This window comes from Nostoc sp. JL31 (assembly GCF_017114965.1).
In the GTDB taxonomy this organism is placed as follows: domain Bacteria; phylum Cyanobacteriota; class Cyanobacteriia; order Cyanobacteriales; family Nostocaceae; genus Nostoc; species Nostoc punctiforme_A.
This window is the reverse complement of record NZ_JABXKO010000042.1, coordinates 73456-97589: the sequence shown is the minus strand read 5'-3', so window position 1 is coordinate 97589 and position 24134 is coordinate 73456. Positions and strand designations below refer to the sequence as shown.

The 24134-nt window shown below is 39.4% G+C and carries 20 protein-coding genes, 3 tRNA genes and 2 pseudogenes; 11 read left to right on the top strand and 14 right to left on the bottom strand.

The window, feature by feature from the left end:
- Positions 1-115: 115 nt before the first annotated feature.
- The gene (locus HWQ43_RS09895; RefSeq protein WP_292732520.1) at positions 116-814 is read left to right on the top strand and encodes a peptidoglycan-binding domain-containing protein; all 699 of its coding nucleotides are present in this window, start codon (positions 116-118) and stop codon (positions 812-814) included.
- A 488-nt stretch (positions 815-1302) separates the two neighbouring features.
- Here the strand turns inward: HWQ43_RS09895 and HWQ43_RS09890 are convergent, their stop codons facing one another.
- From HWQ43_RS09890 to HWQ43_RS09870, 5 genes and pseudogenes are all read right to left on the bottom strand, one after another.
- Positions 1303-1545 (bottom strand): hypothetical protein, encoded by a 243-nt coding sequence (locus HWQ43_RS09890; protein WP_292732519.1) that lies wholly within the window; start codon positions 1543-1545, stop codon positions 1303-1305.
- A gap of 44 nt (positions 1546-1589) precedes the next feature.
- On the bottom strand, positions 1590-2147 hold the full coding sequence (locus tag HWQ43_RS09885) for a hypothetical protein (RefSeq protein WP_292732517.1): 558 nt from the start codon (positions 2145-2147) through the stop codon (positions 1590-1592).
- A 589-nt stretch (positions 2148-2736) separates the two neighbouring features.
- Positions 2737-3057, bottom strand: a pseudogene (locus HWQ43_RS09880) (IS4 family transposase); the annotation flags it as partial.
- Between the two features lie 48 nt (positions 3058-3105).
- Positions 3106-4473 (bottom strand): hypothetical protein, encoded by a 1368-nt coding sequence (locus HWQ43_RS09875; RefSeq protein WP_292732515.1) that lies wholly within the window; start codon positions 4471-4473, stop codon positions 3106-3108.
- A gap of 296 nt (positions 4474-4769) precedes the next feature.
- The gene (locus HWQ43_RS09870; protein WP_366932809.1) at positions 4770-4907 is read right to left on the bottom strand and encodes a hypothetical protein; all 138 of its coding nucleotides are present in this window, start codon (positions 4905-4907) and stop codon (positions 4770-4772) included.
- 359 nt (positions 4908-5266) lie between these two features.
- On the opposite strand from HWQ43_RS09870, the pseudogene HWQ43_RS33745 reads away from it, so the two are divergent.
- From HWQ43_RS33745 to HWQ43_RS09855, 4 genes and pseudogenes are all read left to right on the top strand, one after another.
- Positions 5267-5428 (top strand): annotated as a pseudogene (locus HWQ43_RS33745) (helix-turn-helix domain-containing protein); the annotation flags it as partial.
- 566 nt (positions 5429-5994) lie between these two features.
- Complete coding sequence (locus tag HWQ43_RS09865) at positions 5995-8580, top strand: dynamin family protein (protein WP_292732513.1); 2586 nt, start codon at positions 5995-5997, stop codon at positions 8578-8580.
- 1060 nt (positions 8581-9640) lie between these two features.
- Entirely contained in the window at positions 9641-10747 is a 1107-nt protein-coding gene (locus HWQ43_RS09860) for a site-specific integrase (RefSeq protein ID WP_292732511.1), read from the top strand.
- Between the two features lie 228 nt (positions 10748-10975).
- Complete coding sequence (locus HWQ43_RS09855) at positions 10976-11980, top strand: site-specific integrase (RefSeq protein ID WP_292732509.1); 1005 nt, start codon at positions 10976-10978, stop codon at positions 11978-11980.
- Between the two features lie 63 nt (positions 11981-12043).
- Here HWQ43_RS09855 and HWQ43_RS09850 read toward each other — a convergent pair whose 3' ends face one another.
- Positions 12044-12472: a hypothetical protein gene (locus HWQ43_RS09850; protein ID WP_292732507.1), complete on the bottom strand. Its 429-nt coding sequence runs from the start codon at positions 12470-12472 to the stop codon at positions 12044-12046.
- Positions 12473-12522: 50 nt separating this feature from the next.
- A complete protein-coding gene (locus HWQ43_RS09845; protein WP_292732505.1) occupies positions 12523-13272 on the bottom strand; it encodes a hypothetical protein in 750 nt (249 codons plus the stop codon).
- Positions 13273-13336: 64 nt separating this feature from the next.
- Between HWQ43_RS09845 and HWQ43_RS09840 the strand changes: the two genes are divergently transcribed.
- Positions 13337-15163 (top strand): DEAD/DEAH box helicase family protein, encoded by a 1827-nt coding sequence (locus HWQ43_RS09840; RefSeq protein ID WP_292732503.1) that lies wholly within the window; start codon positions 13337-13339, stop codon positions 15161-15163.
- Positions 15164-15672: 509 nt separating this feature from the next.
- Here the strand turns inward: HWQ43_RS09840 and HWQ43_RS09835 are convergent.
- Complete coding sequence (locus HWQ43_RS09835) at positions 15673-16308, bottom strand: hypothetical protein (protein ID WP_292732501.1); 636 nt, start codon at positions 16306-16308, stop codon at positions 15673-15675.
- Positions 16309-16430: 122 nt separating this feature from the next.
- Here HWQ43_RS09835 and HWQ43_RS09830 point away from each other — a divergent pair, with 122 nt between their 5' ends.
- Genes HWQ43_RS09830 through HWQ43_RS09820 form a run of 3 tightly spaced genes read left to right on the top strand, consistent with a single transcriptional unit; the run spans position 16431 to position 17426 of the window.
- Entirely contained in the window at positions 16431-16682 is a 252-nt protein-coding gene (locus tag HWQ43_RS09830; RefSeq protein WP_292732499.1) for a hypothetical protein, read from the top strand.
- Complete coding sequence (locus HWQ43_RS09825) at positions 16675-17199, top strand: hypothetical protein (RefSeq protein WP_292732497.1); 525 nt, start codon at positions 16675-16677, stop codon at positions 17197-17199. The genes HWQ43_RS09830 and HWQ43_RS09825 overlap by 8 nt, the downstream gene beginning before the upstream one ends.
- Complete coding sequence (locus HWQ43_RS09820) at positions 17196-17426, top strand: hypothetical protein (protein ID WP_292732495.1); 231 nt, start codon at positions 17196-17198, stop codon at positions 17424-17426. The genes HWQ43_RS09825 and HWQ43_RS09820 overlap by 4 nt, the downstream gene beginning before the upstream one ends.
- Positions 17427-17681: 255 nt before the next feature.
- Here the strand turns inward: HWQ43_RS09820 and HWQ43_RS09815 are convergent.
- From HWQ43_RS09815 to nadA, 3 genes are all read right to left on the bottom strand, one after another.
- Positions 17682-17753 (bottom strand) — tRNA-Thr (locus HWQ43_RS09815).
- An 87-nt stretch (positions 17754-17840) separates the two neighbouring features.
- Positions 17841-17926, bottom strand: a tRNA-Tyr gene (locus tag HWQ43_RS09810).
- A 125-nt stretch (positions 17927-18051) separates the two neighbouring features.
- Positions 18052-19026 carry a quinolinate synthase NadA gene (nadA, locus tag HWQ43_RS09805; RefSeq protein WP_292732493.1) on the bottom strand — a complete coding sequence of 325 codons (975 nt, stop codon included), beginning with the start codon at positions 19024-19026 and terminating at the stop codon, positions 18052-18054.
- Between the two features lie 149 nt (positions 19027-19175).
- Here nadA and HWQ43_RS09800 point away from each other — a divergent pair, with 149 nt between their 5' ends.
- Positions 19176-20096, top strand: coding sequence for a TIGR04168 family protein (locus HWQ43_RS09800; RefSeq protein WP_292732491.1), 921 nt, complete (start codon positions 19176-19178; stop codon positions 20094-20096).
- A 131-nt stretch (positions 20097-20227) separates the two neighbouring features.
- Positions 20228-20312, top strand: a tRNA-Ser gene (locus HWQ43_RS09795).
- Positions 20313-20455: 143 nt separating this feature from the next.
- Here the strand turns inward: HWQ43_RS09795 and HWQ43_RS09790 are convergent.
- The 3 genes from HWQ43_RS09790 to HWQ43_RS09780 are packed head-to-tail and all read right to left on the bottom strand — an operon-like array spanning position 20456 to position 24116.
- Positions 20456-21616, bottom strand: a complete 1161-nt coding sequence (locus tag HWQ43_RS09790; protein WP_292732489.1) for a P-loop NTPase fold protein — start codon at positions 21614-21616, stop codon at positions 20456-20458.
- Entirely contained in the window at positions 21606-23651 is a 2046-nt protein-coding gene (locus HWQ43_RS09785; RefSeq protein WP_292732487.1) for a hypothetical protein, read from the bottom strand. Before HWQ43_RS09785 ends, HWQ43_RS09790 begins: the two co-directional genes overlap by 11 nt.
- Before the next feature lie 12 nt (positions 23652-23663).
- Positions 23664-24116: a hypothetical protein gene (locus HWQ43_RS09780; RefSeq protein ID WP_292732485.1), complete on the bottom strand. Its 453-nt coding sequence runs from the start codon at positions 24114-24116 to the stop codon at positions 23664-23666.
- Between the last annotated feature and the right edge of the window lie 18 nt (positions 24117-24134).

The window sequence follows — 24134 nt, the reverse complement described above, 5'->3', positions numbered from 1 at the left end:
TTAACAAAGGATGCTTTGTAAAAGCCTGAAACAACCTATTTACGTTAATATACAAGATGATTCATTTGTACAGTGCGTAAATCCTAGTTTAGAAGATTAAATAAAGATTACTCCTATGAAAAACTTAGTTGCTGCTACTTTCGTTGAATATTTGGCTGAAGTTGGTTTACTAATGACAGGCGTATTAACAACAAAACCATTATATCCGGTCGATTTGTTGCAACAGCAACCATTTAAGATAGGAAATGGAGTAGACCATTCAATACAAAGTCAGTTATCTCCAAATAGTCAAGCTATACCACTTGAGTTCTTGCATACAGATCGAAGTGTCCAAACTGATCTATCAATGCTACTACGAAAAAAGGAAAATCTACTTCAGAAATTCAGACGAAAGAAACATTCTTTAGATTATTCTGGTTTAGTCCAGTCCAACAAGTATGCCCCATCCTTAAAAAAAGATCGTGCAAATAAGGAAACTTTACTTCAGAAATTCAGACGAAAAAACCATTCTTTAGATTATTCTGGCTTAGTCCAGTCCAACAAGTATGCCCAGTCTTTAAGCAAAGACTGTGCAAAAGCTTTAGGAGGATCAGAAAAATTTAATAGCAAATCTCTACCAACTCTCGAATTTAATAGTTCTGGTATTGCCGTTACAGTATTGCAACGGTTGTTAGTCTCTAATGGCTATCCTATTGGAGTTGATGGAGATTTTGGGCCATTGACAGAAACTGCTGTTATGGCTTTTCAAAATCAGCAAAATTTAAGAGTGGATGGAATGGTTGGTCAACGAACCTGGCGTGCATTGACCTTATAGTAAAGAGAAGCTACTGAGGTCTTTGGAGTTCTGTATTGCATATTTGCTGTTATCACAAATTTGCTTCTGCGCTTTGGATACTAAGTAATTGGTTACATACAATTAAATATTAAGATACAGCATTTACGGCTGTTATGAGGTACAGTAGCAGCAACTAGCAAACCAGTTTCTTAAATGTTGAGGATTTATTAAGTCAAGTGCAACTGAGATTAGTTTATCAACCATTTCTGTTGTAGTTGGAGCATAACTGCGTAAAAAAGATTTAAGTTGTTACCACCATAATTCAATTGGATTAAAATCGGGGGAATATGAGGATAAACAGTTGCATTAACAGATTTGAAAGATTTGACGCTTTTTGAGTTGCGAGAAGGGACAACAGTTCCTCAACGCACACCCGATGGCTGCGCCCGCCGTTCGCGGAGCGTCTCGTAGAGAAGGCATCGCGCAATTCAGTAATATTACTGAGTTCAATGTTTTATAAGTAATTTTCATTCTTCTTTATCATGTAGTCCATTTTCCTGATTAACAGACTGCTTTCTTATTTGATTTTCATCTAAGAAATTTTTACCGGAATCAAGAATCCTAGTACGGATTTGGCGCAAACGTTCTTCCAAGGAAATTTTATTTGCAGAATTTTTTGAGTAAAGGAACTCGACAAAATCTAACACTTCTTCCTGTTTATCTGCTGGAAGAAAACGCCACTTTGCTAGCATTTCTTCTTCTAGATTCATAAGATAACTTGTATGATTTTTGACTCACTTCAACTTTTAAAAATCTAGATTTTTGGAGGAGTTTTTGTGGAACTTTCTACTTTAGCTTTATGGCATAGTAATAGGCGTCTACGGCAGTAGCCATTAGATTGAGATATGCTTGCAGCTTTTGTGAGATTTACTCTAGATATAATTAATCTTGAATCTTCTACAATAGGATGACAGTTCAGTGTAGCGTCGTTTTGATTTGTTGGGGTATAATACTCCTTTTTTACCTTTTTCTTTAGATGTATAGACTTGGCTTGAAGTTCAATTACAACTGGCGTTTTTGATGATGATTGTTGGGATAACAACCATTTCTCAGTTAAATACGTCACTGCACTTAAAATCATTCCTCCACTCATACCAATCATAGTGTTTCTCCCAACATATTGAACTCCAAAATATCCAATACTTACTGCGGCAACCATTGCACCAATGCTTGCAAGGCTATTTTTCAATGGGGATTTGTTCATGGACTTTGGTACAATCTCTAACTGTGCAGGAAAAGCCAAAAAGCTCTTTTCCAATGCTTGTTGAGATACTTTCATCGGTTTGTGGCACAGTAAATCTTCTTGCTGCAATGATAAAGACCTATTTTCATTACTATCTCCAGTGAGCTTTAAACTATTTATTATAAAGGCAAATTATTTTAGCTCACAAACTCTAATCATGGCAACCGTTTTTTTACGGTATTTATCAAGAGAGTACAGGAGACTAACAATACAATTACGGAGGTATCTTTAAGAGGTGATTTATAAAGTAAATCTTAAGAAGCAAGTCGATAGTCGGCTTTGGCTAAGTGTATAAGGGGTTCAGCCGAGATACGTGCAAAATGGGGCACGTTGTAAAGTTATATTAAGCAAATTCCTATATTCTTTACTCTGACTACTTTACAAGCCCCTCAAGCCAGAGCAAAAACCCCGACCTCATCTAACATTATTGGCACAGTCTCCATATCCATCTGTAATATTTTAAGATAAAGTGCTTTTTGTCAATAAGTTAAAATATTCAAAATTACCTTGATAAGAATGATACTTGTAATCATATTACTCTGATGCTACCGGCTTAGTGGTGCAGAAAACTTTTTTGAGTTTTAAGTAGAGAAAACAGTGACTTTAGAGAACTCAACTCTGGTCTGTAATTGCTCCCGTTTTTTAAGTAACGATGGTCGCGTAACCAACGGATGAACGCACCGTGTTCAAAGCCTCGATCTGCGAATAATCTCACTTGGCATCCTGGTGGCAACATTCGCAGTGTGGTTTCCAAGACTGGACGATAATCCTCATAGCCGACTGTGGCGCTGCCATGTTCCAAAACGCTCTGTCCTAAAGGAATTGACCTTCCTCCCCAAATTAAACACACCTCTATCAGGCAATATTTATCCCACAACACGCTGGTATCAAGAACTAGTGTCATTCCCATTCCCTCCCATGCCTTAAGAAACTGCTCTACCAGAGGGTAATAGAAAGTTTCGACATTAATTTTCGGGTTACTTCCTGTCACCTCTGTCTGTTTTTAAATCCTACTTATATCTACGTTTCAAGGCTTTTCTGCACCACTAAGTGCTACCGAATTGGGTATCACTGCCTCTAGTGTTCTTTCGATATTGGATTCATCTCTAACCTTAAAGTAGTAATAGAGATTTGTAACCGCTAGGTCAGAGACTTTTTGTAAGTTGTTTGAAGCTAATGTTTTGTACCCTGCAACACTAGCTTGTTGCTTAATATAAACTTCGTAGTCACAACGCAAATAAGGCTTGAACATAAACATCAACTGGTCACGCAGGGAGTAAAAATGAGCTTTTTCAGTTAAATATTCGTACGCTAGTTGTTCCGGAGGAACTGCTAACACTTCGGTAGCTAAGTTGACATCTAGGGTATAGGCAGGTTCTAAAGTGTTAAAATCGCTGCTAACTAAAAGTTTGATTTCAGCTTTTGAAAGTGAGCGCATCCAATCAACCCGTGCCTGCCATATTTCCAGAATAGCGAAGTCATGGTTGCGAATACGGCTAATTTCAGGAAAGAGAAAATCCAGATCGTCGTATGACTCGCAATGTCCAATTACGATACAGGAGTGTTCGCTGATTTTATCGCGGAGATGCCAAAGGCATTCGCTGACAGCAGACATCTCATTCTGCACTTGATATGTAATAACAATTGCTTGTTCAATTGCCCAAGCGCATTCAAATCTGCGGATCTGTCCCAATGCAGATATCTCTTCCAGTAGGTGAGGATTGGTGTAATCTGCTAATGCCTTCAACAGCATTTTTCGCACATCAACGATTTCATCATTTCTCGAAGTAAAATCTTTTAATTGTATTACCGACTGTAAACGGTTAATAGCTTGGACAAACAGTGTATACGCTCGTACTAAAACTATGCGATGCTGTTCAAAATTAACATCTTGGACTATTTGCTCTACAATTTGCCGGATTTCAGCTTCTTGATCTTTGACAGCTTGACTCAAATTAATAAAGCCATTTTTAACTTCAAGTCGCATTTGCTGGACTTCTCTTCTAAATTTGAGTACCTGGTGCAGGTTTACAGCTTTTAGCGCGACAGTTGCTACCGTTCCTACCCCAATTAAAGCTGTGGTTGCTTGTAGCACTCCCAGGTTTGTTTGAAGTGATTGCAAACCAGTTCGTATAAAATCATTCTGCTGATAGTTTTTTTGGAAATCTATATCTATATAGGTTTGCACCATGTTTGCTCCTTTCATTAGGAACTGAACGGGTGTAATAAGCGGTGATACAAGATTATTATTGACTAGCGCACTAACTGCATAACCAACAAACTGTCCTGTTGCACTATCGCATACTATGCCGATGGAGATTCCATTACTAAATACTTCTACATACTTGCCAGATTTGATACCAGCTTCAACATTAGATGTAAATTCAAATAACATATTTTACTTTGTAACATTTAGTTTTTTCAGCCTAGCTGTTGCTTAAATTTTAACTTAAAGTTAAAGGGCTTGGCAGGACTGTGCCAAAACGGGAAAATTGTACGCTAAGGAATTAATGCAAACGCTAAAACCGTTATGAAGCTTAGATTCTAGACATTGCTGAAAATCATTTTTTATTTTCTGGCACTGCTCCCTTAGTTGACAGTTCAAGAGAAATACTAATTCTCTTAAAAAGGAAAATTAATATTGCTATTAATAGTAGAACAGTATTACTTTTAGCCAAAACTGATATTTACTTACTGCCCATAATTTGGGATTTTCTCAAAGACTCGTTGTGCTATTTCTTCCGCACGCCGAGAAGTCACTTTTGAAAATCGCAAAGTCATTTGAATCGTCTCATGTCCCATCAACGCCCGTAGTTCGTCGATACCCATCAAACCGACCCTTTTCGTGCCAAAGGTATGTCTCAAATCGTGGAAACGAATTCCTTCTAATTCGCTTACACCCTTAATGAACCAATCATATCGCTCAAATTTAAATTCTGCCCTTATTGTGGAGAATCCTATAAGCAGTCGGAAAAATTACATGTTTAACAGCAAAATATTTCAATACTTCATTGGCTCGATTTCGGGCATCTACTTTAATTAAATTAGACGGTCAAAAACTTGCCTACCCGCGAATTATTATCTAGCGAAGCTGTCACCAGGGGCAAGATAGTCTGGAAACTATTGCTATATCTACGCTATAGCATTTTTGACATCGAACTAGAATTTCTGCATGAAGGTTAAATGCACATGGCTGGTACGTTGAAAAAATAGCTACCCATTTTAACTGGACTCCGCAAACAGTGAGAGAAGTTTTGCATAAATGGGAAAAGCTTGGTATACAAGGGCTTTGGGGAAAACTTTCTTCCAGAGGGAAAACCGAAGTGCGAGGAGGAAGACAAGTTTCTTAAACACTTACCGTAATAATACTGGTATTTATCTATATTTAAATTGAAAAGTACCGTAATAGCACGGTTACAATGGCTAGAGTTTTTTATTAAAACTATTTCATTCAAACTATTGGGTATCCTAATCAGAATAGCCACATTATGTCAACAAAAAAAAATATTGTCAATAAGGTCAAAAAAGTCGCATTAATAACTGCTTATTGACACAGATTGTAGCCGTAGACTTATTGTTGATTGTTTCAACTCAAAAATATTTTCAATTAAGTCAATAAACTATAATTTAATGGTTAAATAATTATTTAGCTCATTATTAATTAAAATAATAGCAAAATGCTTAAATATAAATAAAAAACAAAGTTACTGTTATAAATTAGTTATTAGCTTTTGACTTAATATTCAAAGAAATCAGTCTATTAAATTCATAGATTACTGATTAGAGAAATGGCATTTTTAAAATTTAATAATATTATTAATCCCAAACTCAATCAATATCATAAATCAGTTTAATTACTCAATACATAAATAAGTTTTGGTTAACTAAGTTCGGAAAAACTAATAATTCAATAATCATGATGAACACATTACTAATCGGGAATCAAGTAGTTGACTTATTGTCACGTATTACGGGGCAAAAACTCACTCAACGGGATGCCACGCGGCCAGTGATATTCTTAGCTAATTTGGTTACAGTATTGCTGGGAGTAATGTTTGTTGATGGCATAGTTACAGACGAAAAAAAACAAAGGCTGCTAGCAATATTATATCGCTTTAGTACACCAGGAAGTGATGTACGGCGACTGACACATTTAATGATTAAGGGAATTAAAGAATATCAGCTTTATCTAAAAGTTAATGAGCTACTAACTTTAATAAATCCACTTACACAATCAGAACGACTCTTATTGATTGGCTTTGGTTACGAAATGTCGGCAGCTAATAGCGAGGGAAACTCCCGTAAGCAACAGTATTTGAGACTTTTAGCCAAGTATTTAGATGTTAAACCGCAACATTCGCTAGTTTTAGCAGCTGCATTTAAACCTGAAAAGCATTTTGATAAAGCAGTTTTAAATGAGGTATATATGCTACTAGAACCGGAACATTTTCAAGGAGAAGGTACTGTATTTATTAAGGGATCTGGCGATAAACTGCGGATTATGCCTGTTAAAACTATAATAACTGAACCACATGTGCCTGTATCCTATGAAGGGTTAAAAAAGTTTCATGAGCTTAACAAGCAGTTAGATAATTATTGCCAGCAGATTTTCCAAATAGTTCAAGCCTGTTCTGAAGGTAATTTTGTACCTAAAGATTTAATTGACGAAGTTAGTATGGTTTTAAAAAATCTGCAATCACAGCGGTTTCGATTAGCGGTTGTAGGCGAGTTTAGCCAAGGGAAATCTACTTTAATCAATGCTTTACTTGGTGAAGAAATTCAACCTACACGAGAAATTCCCTGTAGTGGTACAGTAACAGTTTTAAAGTATGGGATGCAAAAACGGATAGTCTGTCGTTATAAAGATGGAAGCGAAGAAGAAATTGAATTTGACGAATACCAACAAAAAGCAAGTATTTCTGAAGATACAGCAATTGGTTGTCCAAGTGATAAACTGCTACAATCTGAGATTGAGGAAATCATTTTTGAACACCCGGATTTGGAACTATGTAGTAGCGGTGTAGAAATCATTGATTCACCCGGATTAAACGAACATCCCGAACTGACTGCTGTTACTCAAAAGTTACTCCAAGATATTGATGCTGCTATTTTTCTTACTAATGCCTCACGTTCACTAACGCAAGGCGAACGCAACTTGTTACATGAATTGAAAATCAAACTGAACCATGGTAAAGATGACAAACCTGCAAATAACTTATTTATTGTGGGAAACTTTATGGATTTAGTACGTACAGAAAAAGGTCGCGAACAAGTAAAACAGAGAATTTACAACTTTGTTGAAGGTGATAACCCGATAATTACAGGTAAAAACCGTGTTCATTTTATTTCGGTGCAAGCTGCGCTTGATGCAATTTTAAACGGATACGAGGATGAGTATCGAAAAAATTTTAATAGTTTTACCAAATCAATAGAAAAGTTTTTAATGATTGAACGTGGAGCATTAAAACTTGAGCGTTCAGTCGATGAAATTAATAAATTAATTCAAAAAGTTATCAGTAGACTGAAGAAAACTGACGATACCCTAAAAGATAATATGCAGACTTATCAAACGGAAAAACAGAAAATTTTAGAACAAATTGGAGAAGCTAGTGGACGTGATGTCAAAATATGTGTATTAGCGGTTAGAATTATAGAGCAAGCACTTGAAAAAGCAAATACTTCTTGGGATGAGTGGTATCAGGGTTTAAGTGAACGTATGATATTAAGAAGCGATCATTGGTATTCTAAACATGGATCATTTTGGAGCAAAGACAAATTAATTCGAGAATATATTCCATGCTTTATGGAAGACTTAATAGATGAGATTAATGAGTGGAATAAAAATCAGATGAATGATATAATATTGCGAGACAGTTTACAAATATTAAATGAAAGTATTCAATATGAATTAAGCACAATTCAAGCTGACTTTCAGCAATTATATATAAAATCAGACACTTCTTTTAATAATCGATTGGATTTTTTTAGTGGTAATATTAATAGTGAATTTATGGGATTTAGTAGTGTTAGTATTAGTAACGCTTTAGGAGTTGAAATAGGACTATCTCCAGGAGGAATTAGTTTTATAGCAGCCTTTATAGCAGCCATTATAGCTAAAGTTACTATGATTATTAATACCTTTGAATTAGAGGAGGCGGATGATGATGAATTGTATAATCCAATCAAAATCAAAGTTTTAGAAATAGGTCTTGAAAAATTTGATCAATGCATTGATAAAGTTTATGAGAAATTATATGAAAATTTTGACACAGCTTTCGATAGTCAAGTTGAATCAGCAAATCGATTTATCGAGCAATCTATCTCACTTTACGAAAACCTTTTAGAACAGCAGGAAAAAGCGGAACAAGAAAGTATCAAAAAATATAATATATCTAAAGCGTTTATTTTGCAGCAGTGCCAACAACTTGAGCAAGTCCAAAATGGAATCAATACAGATATTGGGCTCTGGTACTCAGAGATAATTAATAAAATAAATTATTAAGAGGCAATATTATTAACTCCGAAAGCCTTACCATTAAAACAGTTAAGAAACCGTTCGTTTCTTTGACTTTTATAGTTGCATTTAATCCTGGCTCAAAGCGATGATTGCAGGTTGGTTGCAAATACAGCATTTGCGTCTGTTATGATGTACAATAAATTAAAATATAAATACCTTTAAATTAAGTCATACTCTGTCGATCTTCGAGAAAAAATAGTTGCAGCACATCTTCAAAAAAACATTTCAATCAGGAAAGTAGCTAACATATTTTCCGTCTCAAAAAGTTTAGTCCAAAAGCTTGTAAAACAACAAAAACTTGAAGGAAATTTAACGTGAGTTCGACGGCTCTAAAAAACGGCAGGAGGCAGTGCAGCAAATCTTGTGGGTAAATGTCAATTGAGGGTTTTTTGGGCAAATAGGTGTAAGCAGCCAAACCAGCCATCAAGTTGACCAAAAAGTATACAGTAATAATTTTTGGGCTAGGTTTGTAGGGCAACGTATATCAAATATAACTATTTTAAAAAGAAGCTACAGCAGCGTACTATACGCAGATATTGCAAATTAAATTGGATTACTGTTTGAAGTAGAAAATGGGAGTAGATTTATCGCTTCTCACGGATTACATGACGATTCGGATGAATTTTCAGTCATTCAGTAATCACAGATTGATAATGAAATTCGTAATCAGATCCAAGGACTTAGAGGAGAGAGCGAAAAAAGGGCGTTGCTGAATAGTAGGATAAATGTCTCTGTGGCTTATACTGAGCCTACAAAATCATAGCCAAATCATAGCCAAAAAAACAAGCTGGATATCCCAAATTCTGATCTGATAGTCAAAATAGTCACAAATACAAGTAAGAGAACTAGCTTTTCAACATCTGAATTCCTTCAAAAGCCTGAAGCCCTTGCTTTTACGTTGATTATTTCATCAATTTAAAAAGCCCGTGACGAGGATTGAACTCGTGACCTCACCCTTACCAAGGGTGTAGCCCAGAAGCCCAGAAGCCTTACCTATAAGCACCCTAGCGAGTCCTAGCACAACCTTTAAGACGGGTTTAGGACAGTGAGGGAAATCAAGCCAGTTAATAATAACGGTTCTATTCAACTAAAGTTCTCCGTAGGGGGTAAACGGTACTCATTTAACCCAGTCCCCGGCGGTCAGTTTACTAACCACAGGGACTTCAAAACGACCCAAGCGATCGCTAGCCAAATACAAAATGACATCCTAGCCAAAAACTTTGACCAAACACTAGACCGCTATCGGCTAACTCCGAAGCAACCTGTACAATCCAGTACCCAAGCCTCAAAACCTCAAACGCTTCTAGAACTGTGGGATTACTGGGTAGATAGCCTCAACCTTTCAGTAGCTACCAAGCAACATCATTACAAAGCGATTAGGCAGCAGATTATTAAAGCTACCCCTGATTTGATGGATACCCTGTGGTTGACCCAATCCAACTTAGGAGCCTCAACTTTTAATCAACGCCTGGGGTATTTGAAAAGATGTTATCGCTGGGCTGTATCAAAAACCCTGGTAACTAGTAACCCCTATGACGAGCTAAAAACCCGTAGGATGTACGCTAAGTCAATCAAACCCTTTTCTTCCAGAGAGATTAAAGTGATTATCCGGGGTTTTGAAGAGTTAGCCATACACTACGCGCCTTTTGTTAAGTTTTTACTGGCTACAGGTGTTAGAACATCTGAAGCTATTGGGTTACGTTGGTGTCATGTGGACTTTGACCAAGGTTTTATAACCATCCAAGAAAGTCTTTCTAGAGACTGGGCCGGTAATGGGTATCAGAGGGTTAGAAAGGAGACTAAAACAGGTAGCAGCAGACACCTGGGAATGACTGATGAGCTACGGTTACTCTTATGGTCAATCAAACCTCCTAAACCTGACCAAGATTCCTTAGTATTTACTACGGTTCAAGGGAAAACGATAGATGATGGTAACTTCCGAGAGAGGTACTGGGTTAAGGTACTAACTAAAGTCGGTGTAGATTACCGAAGACCTTACACAACTCGGCACACAACTGCTAGTCATGCCATAGACCAAGGCACGCCTATTACCGGGGTAGCATACTTACTCGGACATAAAGACACCCGAATGGTTATGCAAACTTATGCCCACATGGTTAACCGCCCAGATTTACCTAAAATACCTCTTTAACCCATCTGGTTATCTTAAATAGCTGAACACCCTCTAGTATTTCTAGAGGTTTTATCCTACGCACGTAGAATACGTTGCGCTATTTTTAGTACAGAGTTTCTAAACGGTTAATCAATGATAGGTTAACCCATAGTGTTGACCCAATAAGCATTTTAATGGATATAAACTATTACATTTTTGATGTATATAGGATATTCTGAGTTGCGTATAATACTTTAGACTTCCTCAATGAACTCTAGTGAGCATACCGTTAATATTTTCGGACTGGCTGAGGCGATCGCTACCCAGATTGAGAAAGACATTCTGGCGGGACATTTTGACCCTATACTAAAAAGTTATTGCTTAGTCCCTAAAACTGACCCAAGTAAACCTAAAACTTTACTAGAGCTTTGGGATCTCTGGGTAGCTAGCTTAAGTGTATCTGAGCGTACTTTAGCGGGTCATTACAGGTATACGCGGTCTATGATTACCAAGGCTAACCCTAAGCTATTAGATATTACATGGGTGTCTCGGTGGGATTTAGCCCCTAGAACTTTCCGCGATCGCTTGAGTATCATTAAGTCCTGTTGTACCTGGGGAGTTGCCAAGGGTTATTTAGATATCAATCCTTATGAGGATATTAAAGCACCAAAGGAGGCTAAGACAGCGGTTAAGCCCTTTGATGCCGAGGAAGTTAAGAAAATACTAAACGGATTTAAAGAACTTTATCCGCACTATTTACCCTTTGTTTACTTTCTGTTTGCCACCGGGGTCAGAACATCTGAGGCGATCGGGCTTACATGGAGAGATATAGACTTTATCCGAGGTGAAATAGTAATCAGGGAAAGTCTACCTAAAGACCCTCTGGGCAATGGTTACACTAGGGTACGGAAAGAGACTAAGACGGGGAATATAAGATACCTTAACATGAATGAGGAAATCCGAGGTTTACTGCTACATATAAGACCCGATGAGTTTACCTCAACCGATCTAATATTCAAAGCACCCAAGGGCGGCATAGTAGACGCTGATAACTTCCGAGAGCGATATTGGATTCCGGTTTTAGATGCTCAGGGCGTCCCTTATCGCAAGCCTTATACTACAAGGCATACAATGGCATCCACGGCAATCGAACAGGGCACACCTGTAACAGGTGTTGCTTATTTGCTTGGGCACACAGACACCACTATGGTTATGAAAACCTATGGACACATGATAAATCGTCCAGAGTTACCTAGGATGCCTATTAGCTAAAATACAATCCTCGAATATTGGGCATTGGAGATTGGGTATCAGCTAATGGGGGATCTATGGCAGCTATGCCAGAGCGTTAGCTTTGAACTCATTCCAGTCATTGTTTATGGTATTTCGGATTAGAGCTACCAACCCCTCAGCATCAGTACCGGCCTGGGGCGCTATGGTAAATGATGGGTTATAAGAGATTTGTTTAGCCCCGGCATTCCCCTTGATTTCCGGTAACGGACTGGTAGCGCCTGCGGGTTGACTGTTACCGCCTAAGATATTGGTAACGCCAACAGGTTGACTATCGGTTTCTTCCTTCTTACCGCTATTTAGTATTCCATAGATATCCATACCTGTTTTGAGAGCGCCCCCAATGCCTGGGATGGTTCCTACTGCCTGTTTGATACCGAAGTCAGCTACACGGTTTACTACCCCTTCGCCCTGACTACCTGATTGAATACCGAGAGCGCTTTTAACCTTATTGACCGGGTTAATGGAGTCCATAAAACCTACGATGCTATCTGTAATGAACTTAAACGCCCCTCTAACGCGATCTACGACCCATTGGCTATTCCTCCAGCGATAATGCTGATAGGAACTGTTATAAGGGTCTTAAAGAATACCCTAGCGACCGCGCCCCAGTCTAACTGAAAGATGCCTTTCCAAATAGCAAAACCAAGTCTGGATAAACCCGCCCCCACTTTCATCCAGTCTACGCTATCTATGATTTTTTCAATGTTCTGGTAGTTGTTATTAAACATACCAGTTATTCCTTTGACAAAGCTGTTGATAACCCCATCGATACTGATTAGGTTCTCCCCTTGGATTAGTCCATTAAAAGTATTGGTTAGGTCTGTAAACCAGTCAGTAATACCGATGAACCCAGCCATAAAAGTATCGCTATTAAAGCCCAATGAGTTAACAAGGGGAATAACAGTTTGACCTAAACTACCAAGGGTTAACATGAGGCCCTGAACGCCATCTAGCCCGGTTCTGTTACCCATAGATGGAATGGCTTTAAGGAACCCAAATAAACCAGTATCCTGATTAAAGATGTTGGTTTTCATGATCTGAATCATTGAGTCTACTGTCCCATCAAAGCTGGCTAGGGTTTCCTGGGTAATCGCTTTTTTCCTAGCAGCATCTAATATCTCAAATCTGGTCTGAGTTGACAGTTCCTTGAACTCTTTACCACCTGCTAAGAGTTTATGTTGCTTTAGGATTTCCTCTCTTAAGGCAGGGTTTCTAGCGAATATTTCAACATTAAAAGCCTCAGCAAGGGTACTACCGCCTGATAACCACAAGGAAGCCAAGAAAGTATCAGAGTTCCCTAACGCGGTTACAAAGAACTCTCAGTTTGTCTCTGAGATGGGTATAGACTTCGACAAGGAGAAGATTACAATCATCCAGTCTTCTATCGGGACAGGTAAGACCAGATCCCTTGTAGATCAAATCCGAGATATCTTAACCAATAATCCTAATGCGCGGATTAGAGTTATATGCCACCGGGTGCAACTAGTCCGCCAGTGGGAACATGATTTGGCTGAGTTTGGTTTTATTACCTATGATAACAAGGCGGCGATCGCAAAGTACCCTAATATCTCAGATGTTAGTCGCCTTATTACTACCTATGACAGCTTACACTTGCTAATGGTCAAGGGGTGGTCGAACAAAGCAGGGGTTAAGGATGTCCTGATTCTGGATGAAGCTGACCAAGCATTTAACTATACCTTAAGCGCTACTGGAACCCGAATAGCTGCCACTCGCACAAAATGCTTTGAAGCGCTTAGGGTATTAGCTACTGTCTCATCATCGGTTATTGCAACCTCAGCTACTATTTCACCTAAAGAGCTTGACCTTCTCAAATATCTATCAGGATCAGACAGCGCCCAAGTCTATGTCAATGAGCATCAACCTTATCAGAAGAACTATGTAAAAGTCGCAAGCGCTGATGAAGCTCGGAGTCAGGTTTTGAACGCTATTACCCAAAACCGAAATGTCTATGTAACCTTAGACTCCGCGTTGGAAGCCGAGGCACTTTTTACCGAACTGAAAACTAAGCACCCCGGAGTTGCCATGATTCTGTTTACTGCTGACAATAAGTCTGAGCATGACCTGTCAGATATTAATAGTTTAGTACAACAGTATCAGGTGATAGTTACCAGTCCGACCTTGGGCACTGGAACTGACATTAACTGTAAGCATTTTCATGATGTGGTTGGTATCTTTGATAACCCTAAAAATTTAGGGGCAACTGATTGTTTACAGGCGATCGGTAGGGTTCGATATCCCCTCGGTAGTGTCTATGCCTACATCAATGACAAACCTGCTGATTGGGATTATATTCAGAATACCCAGGACAAGATTATTCTATTAGAAACCAATAGCTTAAACTCGGATTGGCTTAGTCGCCCCGAAGTGCGCGGGATGGACTGTGAGGGTGTTGATGAGTACCAAGTACATATTCCTAACCACCCTGATGCTGAGGTTGCCTGTGCGTTCACTGGCGAGTACTTGGCTGCGGGTTTGGATGATAGGAAACTCAGAGGGACTCGGTTCTGGGTTAAGGTCAAAGAGCAAGGACATAACATTTCTGATGCTGAGTCCATAGGCAAGACCATTACCCGCGAGGTGATAAAAGCTACAAAGGATAACTTGAAAGCTGCTGATGCCCAAATCATCCTTGATGCCCCTGAAATCTCTGATACAGAAGCTGATCTTCTATACTCAATGGTTAGGCAAGATCAGGCATTAACAAAGACTCAGCAAGCCTCATTAAGTAAATATCATTTCACAAGGATATTTGGAGTTGATGTGTGCGTCGAGGATATCCTCTGGTTCAAAAAGAAGGGGAAGAATGCCTTGGAAGTCCATAGCATTGCCAAGATGTGTAAGCAGAAGGCATTTGATAGAGATATTAAAGGTCTAGGGCAGATTAATAACATCAGTGCTGAGAATAACCGGGAGATTAAGAATACCATGCTAACCCTAGCTGCCGCCCTGACTCCCATTATCGAAAGGGGTAGCTTTACTAAAGCAGACCTTGGGGACTTTGTAACAACCATTCAAGCCTTGGGTTCAACAAAACTCCGAATGTTAGGGGTAAAGGTTGATATGACCAAACCGGGATTAGTAGCTCAGGGTATTTTAGAGTTGATGGGATATGAAGTGGACAAGAGTAGCAACTTCTTCTGAGTATCTATCTTCTTCTTCTTTAAGGGGAAGTTCAAAAGATAGATACTCAACAGAGCAAATCAACCTCTACGCAATATCCATCGGTGAGTATAAGTACTTATTTAACTACCTTTTAGTTCCTCAGTTTTCCTTTGAGGATTTAGTAGACCAAGATTACCTAGATAGTCTAGATGACTCCTAAATCACTTATGACTGTTAAGTAACCACCAAGCCCCCCATGACAACACTGGGGGGCCTTTTGCATATCAAGGTAATCCCTAAACGCATAAGGTAAAAACCAGTGATCACCTCGCGCCAGCCAGGGGTCTTAAGGTTACAAAGGATGCCCACAGAGTATATCTGAGAGTCTAAGACAATGATTAGTCCACCTAGAAATCTGAAATCTCCTCTGTCAGACTAATGAGAATCCTAAGACTCTAATAGGAATCAATACACATCACTTCTTACTCACAACAAAACCCCAGTAAGTAACAAGACCTACGGGGCTAAACTATGACTTACTACACGGTTTAGAAACCACCCATTAGACTTTGGATGAGAAAGGAATCCTCGGTTGTCAGGCTGTCAAGGTCTGGAAGGCTAACAGAGTTATTAGCCTCCTCTACCAACTCTTGCAACTTGGGTACAAATCTAGTTCTCCATTCTTCCCGCTTAACCTCTGCTGGGAGAAAGGTAGGATCAGAAAATACCTGAGTCAAAATATGATCAAACCATACTTGAGAGTCTAGAGGGTCAAAGTCTGCCATAAAGGAAACGAAGTACTCATACAGTTCCTTTGAGTCTTTGTAGGATTCCCCTTTGAAAATCAAACCGCCATTGCCCGGTCTAAAAGTATTTGACTCGACCCCATAAAAATCATGGGTTAATAACCGAGTTACTACAGATACATACTTACAAATGGTGGCTTGATCACCATAGGCTTTTCTGATTTGGGTTAAGTATAGTTCAACCTGGGATGAGTTGAGACTGCCTACACGGATAGAGGCATCCATAAATCTTTCTAAGAAAAGCATAGTTTGATGGTTTGACTCTGCCTTAAGTCGGGCTTGGTCAGCCTCAGCCTGTTGCTTTTTAGCCTGTTCTGCAAATAACTCATCAATCATTTTTTGATGGTTAGCGATCTCTAGTTTAAAGTTACCAGACATTTGTTTAATCCTTGGTTTATTTGGTCTTGTACTAACTACTTAGTCAAATACAAAAATCACCTGAAATGCCAAAAACTCATAAAAGATGTATTTGACTAAATCAGGTAAATGGGACAAATAAAATGAAAACCAAAGCATTGTCATTTCGAGTTGAGGAAAGCACTTACAACTATCTGGCTGACTTATCCGCTAAGTCAGAACTACCAATATCAGAAGTAGTCAGAGAAATACTGAAAACTAATCAGATGACAGAGGGTACTAGACGCGCCTATGGGGAATGTTTAGAGTATTTGGCATCAGTAGACTCCAATGATTTCTTAGAAGGTCTAGACGCGCTTGTAGAGGCTATTAAGGAGGTCAAGACCAATGGCTAGAAATATCACTTGCCCTATTTGTGCGCTTAATGCTGAGGCTAGGCAAAGCTTTGCGGCTAAGGTCAGCCTGGGGCTACCAGCAACCGCCCTAGTTGATCACCTGATAACTCTGGGGGTTCATGTAACACCCCAGATGGTTTATAGCCATAAAAAGCACAGTTTACCCCAGAATCCCCAGGCAACCTACCGGACTACCCCGGTAGCCCCAAGGTTAACTACTAATGCCTCAGCCGATGGCTTAACCACTGATGCCAGACAAGAAAGGCTCCTAGCGATCGCTCTAGAGGCTGTTGACTCCCTAGCCGCCCAGTTCAATGCTGATAACAATCTGAGGGTTGCCAGGATGCTTAAGGAGATGGGGGAATGGGCCAGCCAGTTAGTTAAGGATCGGATGGTTAGAGAGGTTATCCCTGACCCTGTTGTAAGTGTAAGTATCAACCTCAAATCGCTAGAGGCTGAGTTGGGATTACCTGAGACTCATTTTCCAGAAACTAATCACACAAAGGAAAACCAATGATTAACCGCAACCAAGTATTTATTAAGTTTGATTTGAATGCTGACCAAAGGAACATATTTGATCGGTTGACCCCCGCACAGCAACGGCGCTTAATAAAAGTCCTTGAGACTAAACAAAGGACAGGTAATCGCAGGGTTATTAAGGCATCATCCAACCCTAGACGCGCCAAGATTCTACAGGATGACCCCCAAGACATTGTTAACCAGTACCAAGACCGCCTGATTTAACCTTTATCGAAATGTTTCGATAGTCTGGGAAATATTTCGATTTACCCGCACCAGCCAGGTAGTCTAAGGACACATAGAAGATTTTACAGGTCTGCATCTAAGTTAAAGATTTGAGATATCTCTGGCAACCCCTCATCAGACTGTCCTATGCTTAAGACACGTTTAGGACAATCTAGGATGTTTTAGGACTGCTAAGTATCTCTGGAGAAAGCCTAAAGCCCTTGCTTTTACGTTGATTATTTCATCAATCTAAAAAGCCCGTGACGAGGATTGAACTCGTGACCTCACCCTTACCAAGGGTGTGCTCTACCACTGAGCCACACGGGCGAAATTTGGTTTCGATTTTCCAGCTAAAAGTTAAAATGCTGGGAGTTTTGATGCTTACCCAGTCATTATAACTTATAACTTCGTAAGTGGTGGGCCGGGCTGGATTTGAACCAGCGTAGGCGCAAGCCAACGGATTTACAGTCCGTCTCCATTAACCACTCGGACACCGACCCGATTTGTCTCACGATTTAAAATCTTAGCACCACCTTTTATAATTAACAAGTGGCTAGAAAAAATAACTTTGTAGGTAGAGATCGCAACAAAACTGCGTCTCTAACTTATGGATAAAAAATACTGGTTACACGCTCATCTCCAGCATTCTTTGCATTGGTCGCAGTGCAGCCAGCCGAATATCCTCTGACATAGTAATTTCGGGAGTGCGATTTTTCATTGCCCAGTAAAGCTTTTCTAGGGTGTTTAACCGCATAAAGGGACATTCGTTACAAGCGCAGTTATTCATCGGCGGGGCAGGAATAAAATGCTTGTCAGGAGCTAGTTTTTGCATTTGGTGAATGATTCCCGGCTCTGTAGCAACGATAAATTCTTTCGTGGGGCTGCTTTGACAATACTTGAGTAAAGCGGCTGTAGAGCCAATAAAGCTGGCGTGGCGCAATACACTACTTTCACATTCTGGGTGTGCGATCGCCTCTGCTTCGGGATGGGCAATTTTTAACTGGACAATTTTCTTTTCTGAAAAGGTTTCATGGACAACACAGCTACCTTGCCATAGCACCAAATCTCGTCCCGTCTGTTCCATCACATACCGCCCCAAATTCCGATCTGGGGCAAAAATAATCGGCTGTTCTTTCGGTATCTGCTGCACAATTTTCACAGCGTTGGAACTTGTGCAAATAATATCGCTCATCGCCTTGATATCAGCAGAACAGTTGATGTAAGACACCACCAAATGATCTGGATGCGCTGCTTTAAAAGCTGCAAACTCATCTGCTGGACAACTGTCTGCTAAAGAACAACCAGCATTCAAATCTGGTAAAAGTACTAATTTATCGGGATTAAGTATCTTTGCTGTTTCTGCCATGAAGTGAACGCCAGCAAAGACAATCACATCCGCATTGGTTTTTTCGGCGGCTCTTGCCAGTTGTAATGAATCCCCAATAAAGTCGGCAATATCCTGAATATCTGGCTCTTGATAATAATGTGCCAGGATAACTGCGTTGAGTTCTTTTTTGAGACTCTCAATGGCGGCAAACAAATCTAGTGGTAGTTCACCCGGTTGGGTTTTTTCTCGTTGAGCTAATGCAGTAGTAAACACAGTTTAGGGGTGCTTTATGTTGCAAATGTATGTCCTGTGGATTCAATTATAGTAGTTTTTACCAAAAATAGTGGACGGTTGATATTTTGGGGTTGTGTCCAAATCGGGCTGAGTTTCATATCCTGGAGATAGACGGCAAGGAAAGTGGCATGACCAGTCAGAAAACTCAATCGATAAACCTCAAAATTGCTGTAGTTGGAGATATTCACGACCAATGGGAAGTGGAAGATGGCGTTGCACTCAAGCATTTGGGTGTTGACTTAGTGCTGTTTGTCGGGGATTTTGGCAACGAGTCGGTGGAAGTGGTCAGAGCGATCGCCTCTCTCGATATTCCCAAAGCAGCCGTGATGGGCAACCATGATGCCTGGTACACCGCCACCGAATGGGGACGCAAAAAGGCTCCTTATGACCGATCTAAGGAAGACTGGGTACAGGAACAACTCGATTTATTAGGCCCGTCCCATGTTGGTTATGGTAAGTTGGATTTTCCCGCTTGGAATTTAACTGTCGTGGGGGGTCGTCCCTTTACCTGGGGTGGCCCAGAGTGGAAATTCGCGGAAATCTGTCAAGAACGTTACGGTGTGACGAGTTTGGAAGAATCCGCCGATCGCATCGTGAAAGCGATCAAAAGCGCCGCCTACGAGACGATTATATTTTTGGGTCACAATGGGCCTAGTGGGTTAGGCGATCGCCCCGAAGATCCCTGCGGCAAAGACTGGCACCCAATTGGCGGCGATTTTGGCGATCCAGATTTTGGCGAGGCGATTTCTCATGCCTTGACTGCTGGTAAAACCATTCCTCTGGTGACATTTGGTCACATGCACCGAGATTTGCGCCATACCAAGAAGGTGCAGCGCAAACCCATCTTTAGAAGTCCAGAGGGGACAATTTACTTAAATGCGGCTAGTGTCCCCAGGATTGTGGAAAATGATGGCGAGAAGTTGCGTAACTTTTCTATTGTCACCCTAGAGGCGGGTGTGGTTTCGCAAGTTTCCCTAGTTTGGGTGGGGAATGACTTTCAGGTGGCTAAGGGGGAAATTTTGTATGAGCGATCGCGTATTGTGTCGTAGACATTCGCATCCAGTAGTGCAATCTGCGTAGATAATAGGGTATAGTATGATCTGTCAAGTTTAGTGCTAACCAACAAAAGCGCCTGAATAGCGTCTGAAACTAGGATCAGCACAAGTTTGACAGATTTACTGGAGAGGTGGCAGAGTGGTCGATTGCGTCCGACTTGAAATCGGATGAGGCTAAAACCTCCGGGAGTTCGAATCTCCCCCTCTCCGTTGAAGAAAAATTAGATTTTACAAATGTTATTAACGACGTAAGCCATTGATTAGATTTAATCTGAGCAACGGCTTAACTGTGATTTATTCTTGATAAGCGCCTATTGAATTCTTAAAGTTAGCAAGAGCTTCAAAAAACTTAACTAAAAGAATGCCGGCATAGATTCATTGATGGACTCATCTGCTTTTTCATAAAGAGCATTAAGGTAATCACGTTGTCGCACGCCTTTAATGTTACTACCTCTCAATAATTGGTGAAATAAGAGTCGAGCAGAATCTTCATGTAAAAGTACATCATTTCCTTCTTGTAATTGTTTGTTTTGTGCAAAATTTCTGGCTTCCATTTTGGCCTGTTCCAAGTAGAATTTGAATAATTTTACGGCTTCCTCTTCATTTCTTATAGGTGAAAGTTGAACTTCATTAGCAAGACGACCTCTAATAGCTGGAAGCATCTCACGGTAACGTTCAAGGGCATCTGTAGTTAAAGCAACCATTAAGAAAAGATATTTAGGTAGTGCATCAATTAAAGCCCGCAGAGCAGATAAATATCTTAAAACAATAGTTTTTGATAAGCTACCATTCTGTTTTTCCAATTCATCAAGAAGAATAAAAATACCCTCTAAAGTCTTCATTTCTGAACCAAAATATACAATGTCTCGCAATGCTCTTGTTTTCGCTTCTACAGTATCTAGACGAAAATTTACTCCCAGTTCAGTTTGATGAGTTTTTCTTACAGGTAATCCTAAAAGCCATTGATATGCTAAAGATAGGCGCTCATTTAGTTTTTCTTCGGAATTAATAACACTCAAAAGAGCCTTAAGCATTATTTTAATTTCGCTCATTCGCACAAATTCTAATAATTTATCAATATCATCTATCTCTTGCTTCCTCTTTGCAAGTGCATCAATTGAGCGACGTAAGTAGTCTTCTCCCAAATTTTCAAATATAGACCTAATGAGTGGATCAAAAAATGGTTCTGGATCTGGAACGTATCTAATAACGAAAAAACCATGTTGAGAAAGTTTTTCACGCAAAGCATTTTCATAAGCATTCAGAAGGTTAGTCTTTCCAATTCCCTGACTAGCAGTTATTGAAATTACATGAGACTTGCGATCTGAATAAAATGTCTTGACCGCAGCATCAACTTGCTTATCTGCTTCTGTTGACATATGCGGATGACCACTGGTTTGCCCAGCACTGGGAAAAGGGTTACTCAACACACCAAACTTTTTATAGAGTAATTTGGGTTGTTCTTCTGGTGCGTTAGCAGTCGCCTCATTTGTAAATAGATTTTCAAGAGGCATTTTTAACTCCTTCTAGCTTGATACGTACAGCAGATGTACCAGGTATAAGAAAATCTCCATGATACAGATAAACTTTTTCTAACTGTGGAAGTCTGTCACTTGTCTTAATTATCCACAAATCGTGCTGTTCAAAACGAGTATCTGGAGTAGATCCTTCAGCATAGACATTGACTAAGTTTTGTTCTTGTGCTTTTTTCACTAGTTTTCTAGCCAATATGGGATGAACAGCATATTTAATAGCTAATTCTTCTAACCAGCGACCAGTAAGTATCCACTCTGTGTCTTCCTGTGAACGAATTAATTTATAAACCTCTACTGCTAAATTAGCAAAATCTGGTAGATCAGGTATGTTATCAGTGGTAACAATTTTTTTGTTTTGTATATTCAACCAAGCACATGCTGCCTCACCGAGCTTGATATAAGTTGATTTGGCGTTATTGAAAATTGGTAATGTGCTATATTCAACAGCCCTACCTTGATTTACATGGTTATATAGTGCTTCAAATGATGGTATTTTCTTCAAATAAAATAAAATTTTAATATGATCTTCATCCAGTACACTTTGCCATAGAGATTTAAGTAATTCTGTACAGATGATTTTGCTATCATTAATTTCAACGAATGAACCACTCTTCAGGAAATTTTTATACAAATTATAACGTTCTTGATGTTTTAATCCTAATTTATCTTGAGCTTCTTGATTAGTTAATTCTCCCTTGTCTACTAACATTTTTATCAGCAAGAACATCTGATCTGGACTAAATGCATATGCCTTAGCTGTAGCTATTTTTTCTATATTTTCGCTAGAGACTGCATCAGTATGACCTGAGCTTTCTATGTCGGTTGATAGCGCAATAGAGGTATTATCTGTTGTTGTAGAGGATGTTCCAGAGTTAAAAATTCCCCAAAGAAGATCATCTTTAACGTGAAGTGGTTGCCAAGTATATTCACCACTAGGTATGCCCCATAGCTCTAATGACTCGTTAGTGTTGTAATTTTGCAAGCGCAGGCAACCAAAAGATACAGCTAATTCCCAAAGGACATCTGTTAGTGGTACTGTATATATTTTTTGACTGAAAGGATGAAAAAGAGAGCCAGTGAGTTTTCTACTATCAAATTTAGGAAAGGAGCGAGATTCAAAAAAGAACACATCCATTCCTTCAGCCATTGTCATTCTGGCTAGACCTTGATCGCTAGTTAGAAGAGCTAGAGCATGATCCGGGCGAACTTGAGTTTGAAAGCGTCGTGCAGTTTCTAAAATCAGACGATCAGCAAAACTTCTAACAATCTCTTGTAGTTTAAGATTACCATCTTCAGGATCGCTACTCGGTGTCACAATACCCCGGAGGGGATCTGCACCTAAGTCACCACGTTCTATTTCTGCATCTGAAAATTCTAGACGAAGTAAAGTTCGTTGACCACCCTGGCTGAGAATATGTTCTCGAAGTGCCGCAGCAACAGGTTTGTTCTTTTTTTGACTCTCTCTACGAGTTGCAAAGTACCTATCTACCTGATTAATTATTTCCATGTGAACAATAGCTGGTACTTTTATTTTTGCCCAAGGACTAAGAAACCGACATATAAAATCAAGTCCTCCTTGGTGAATAGCTGATGTATCTGTAACAATAGTTATCGGTTTTTGCAAAGGTATTTTGCCAATAGTTTCAACATCAAAAATAGGTAAAAGTAATAATGTTCTCCGGAGTACATCCTGCAATCCTTCCCTAAAAGCTTTTTGAACTCTATCTTTACTCTGTGAATTCTCCAGAGCTTCAGTAATATTATTATTGAGTTTCTCTAAGGATAGTATTTGCCATTCAAACCCACCAAATTTAGCTGCACAATACTCATCATATCTAGTTTCATTTTCAATATATTGCCCTCCTGGTTGTAATGTAATAGTTCCGACATTCACCCATTTGTCACGTCCAAAACAAATATCTTCACCAAGAGATATTTCAAATGGCTCCCCATTCTTACCTATTTGGGCGATACATTTTAGTGCATCTTCTTTACTAAACAATTTTAATGTCATAAGGTTATTCTTTTAATGAAGGGACACATTGACATTTGGAACATTAACAAAGGTATCACACACCCACTGAATATGCTGGCGTAAGGCCAAAAGTTGATGTTGACGAAGGTTGACACTATCACTATTAGATAAGCGTCCAAGCTCTTCTAAATCACTCCAAGATGATTGATCATTAGACAATATCTCGTCTATTACTTGGATGACTTGCTTAAACTGTTCAATTCCACGCTTTTCAGGTTTTATTACTAGTGTAAATTTTTCAATTAATTCTTCTCTTAGTCGCTGAGTTTGCTCACTACTAGTCACTGAACCAAAGGGATCTCCAAAGGGTTCCCAAGAATAAATTTCTTCTTGATAAAATGTCGGTTCAACTAAAGCATTTGTATTGGTATCTAAGTATTTTTTACCCCAGCGACAAGGTTGCCAAAGAACAACCTTTAATGGACTTGAACTATTGCTGCTCACAAGAATTAATTCTCCAAA

Excerpts from the sequence above, each read along its gene's own strand:
- HWQ43_RS09830 (WP_292732499.1), top strand. The coding sequence starts at position 16,431 with ATGAAAACCAAAGCATTGTCATTTCGAGTTGAGGAAAGCACTTACAAC.
- HWQ43_RS09865 (WP_292732513.1), top strand. The coding sequence starts at position 5,995 with ATGATGAACACATTACTAATCGGGAATCAAGTAGTTGACTTATTGTCA.
- HWQ43_RS09835 (WP_292732501.1), bottom strand. The coding sequence starts at position 16,308 with ATGTCTGGTAACTTTAAACTAGAGATCGCTAACCATCAAAAAATGATT.
- HWQ43_RS09785 (WP_292732487.1), bottom strand. The coding sequence starts at position 23,651 with ATGACATTAAAATTGTTTAGTAAAGAAGATGCACTAAAATGTATCGCC.
- HWQ43_RS09850 (WP_292732507.1), bottom strand. The coding sequence starts at position 12,472 with ATGGACTCCATTAACCCGGTCAATAAGGTTAAAAGCGCTCTCGGTATT.
- HWQ43_RS09875 (WP_292732515.1), bottom strand. The coding sequence starts at position 4,473 with ATGTTATTTGAATTTACATCTAATGTTGAAGCTGGTATCAAATCTGGC.
- HWQ43_RS09895 (WP_292732520.1), top strand. The coding sequence starts at position 116 with ATGAAAAACTTAGTTGCTGCTACTTTCGTTGAATATTTGGCTGAAGTT.
- HWQ43_RS09855 (WP_292732509.1), top strand. The coding sequence starts at position 10,976 with ATGAACTCTAGTGAGCATACCGTTAATATTTTCGGACTGGCTGAGGCG.
- HWQ43_RS09840 (WP_292732503.1), top strand. The coding sequence starts at position 13,337 with ATGGGTATAGACTTCGACAAGGAGAAGATTACAATCATCCAGTCTTCT.
- HWQ43_RS09820 (WP_292732495.1), top strand. The coding sequence starts at position 17,196 with ATGATTAACCGCAACCAAGTATTTATTAAGTTTGATTTGAATGCTGAC.
- HWQ43_RS09870 (WP_366932809.1), bottom strand. The coding sequence starts at position 4,907 with ATGGGTATCGACGAACTACGGGCGTTGATGGGACATGAGACGATTCAA.
- HWQ43_RS09890 (WP_292732519.1), bottom strand. The coding sequence starts at position 1,545 with ATGAATCTAGAAGAAGAAATGCTAGCAAAGTGGCGTTTTCTTCCAGCA.
- HWQ43_RS09800 (WP_292732491.1), top strand. The coding sequence starts at position 19,176 with ATGACCAGTCAGAAAACTCAATCGATAAACCTCAAAATTGCTGTAGTT.
- HWQ43_RS09790 (WP_292732489.1), bottom strand. The coding sequence starts at position 21,616 with ATGCCTCTTGAAAATCTATTTACAAATGAGGCGACTGCTAACGCACCA.
- HWQ43_RS09825 (WP_292732497.1), top strand. The coding sequence starts at position 16,675 with ATGGCTAGAAATATCACTTGCCCTATTTGTGCGCTTAATGCTGAGGCT.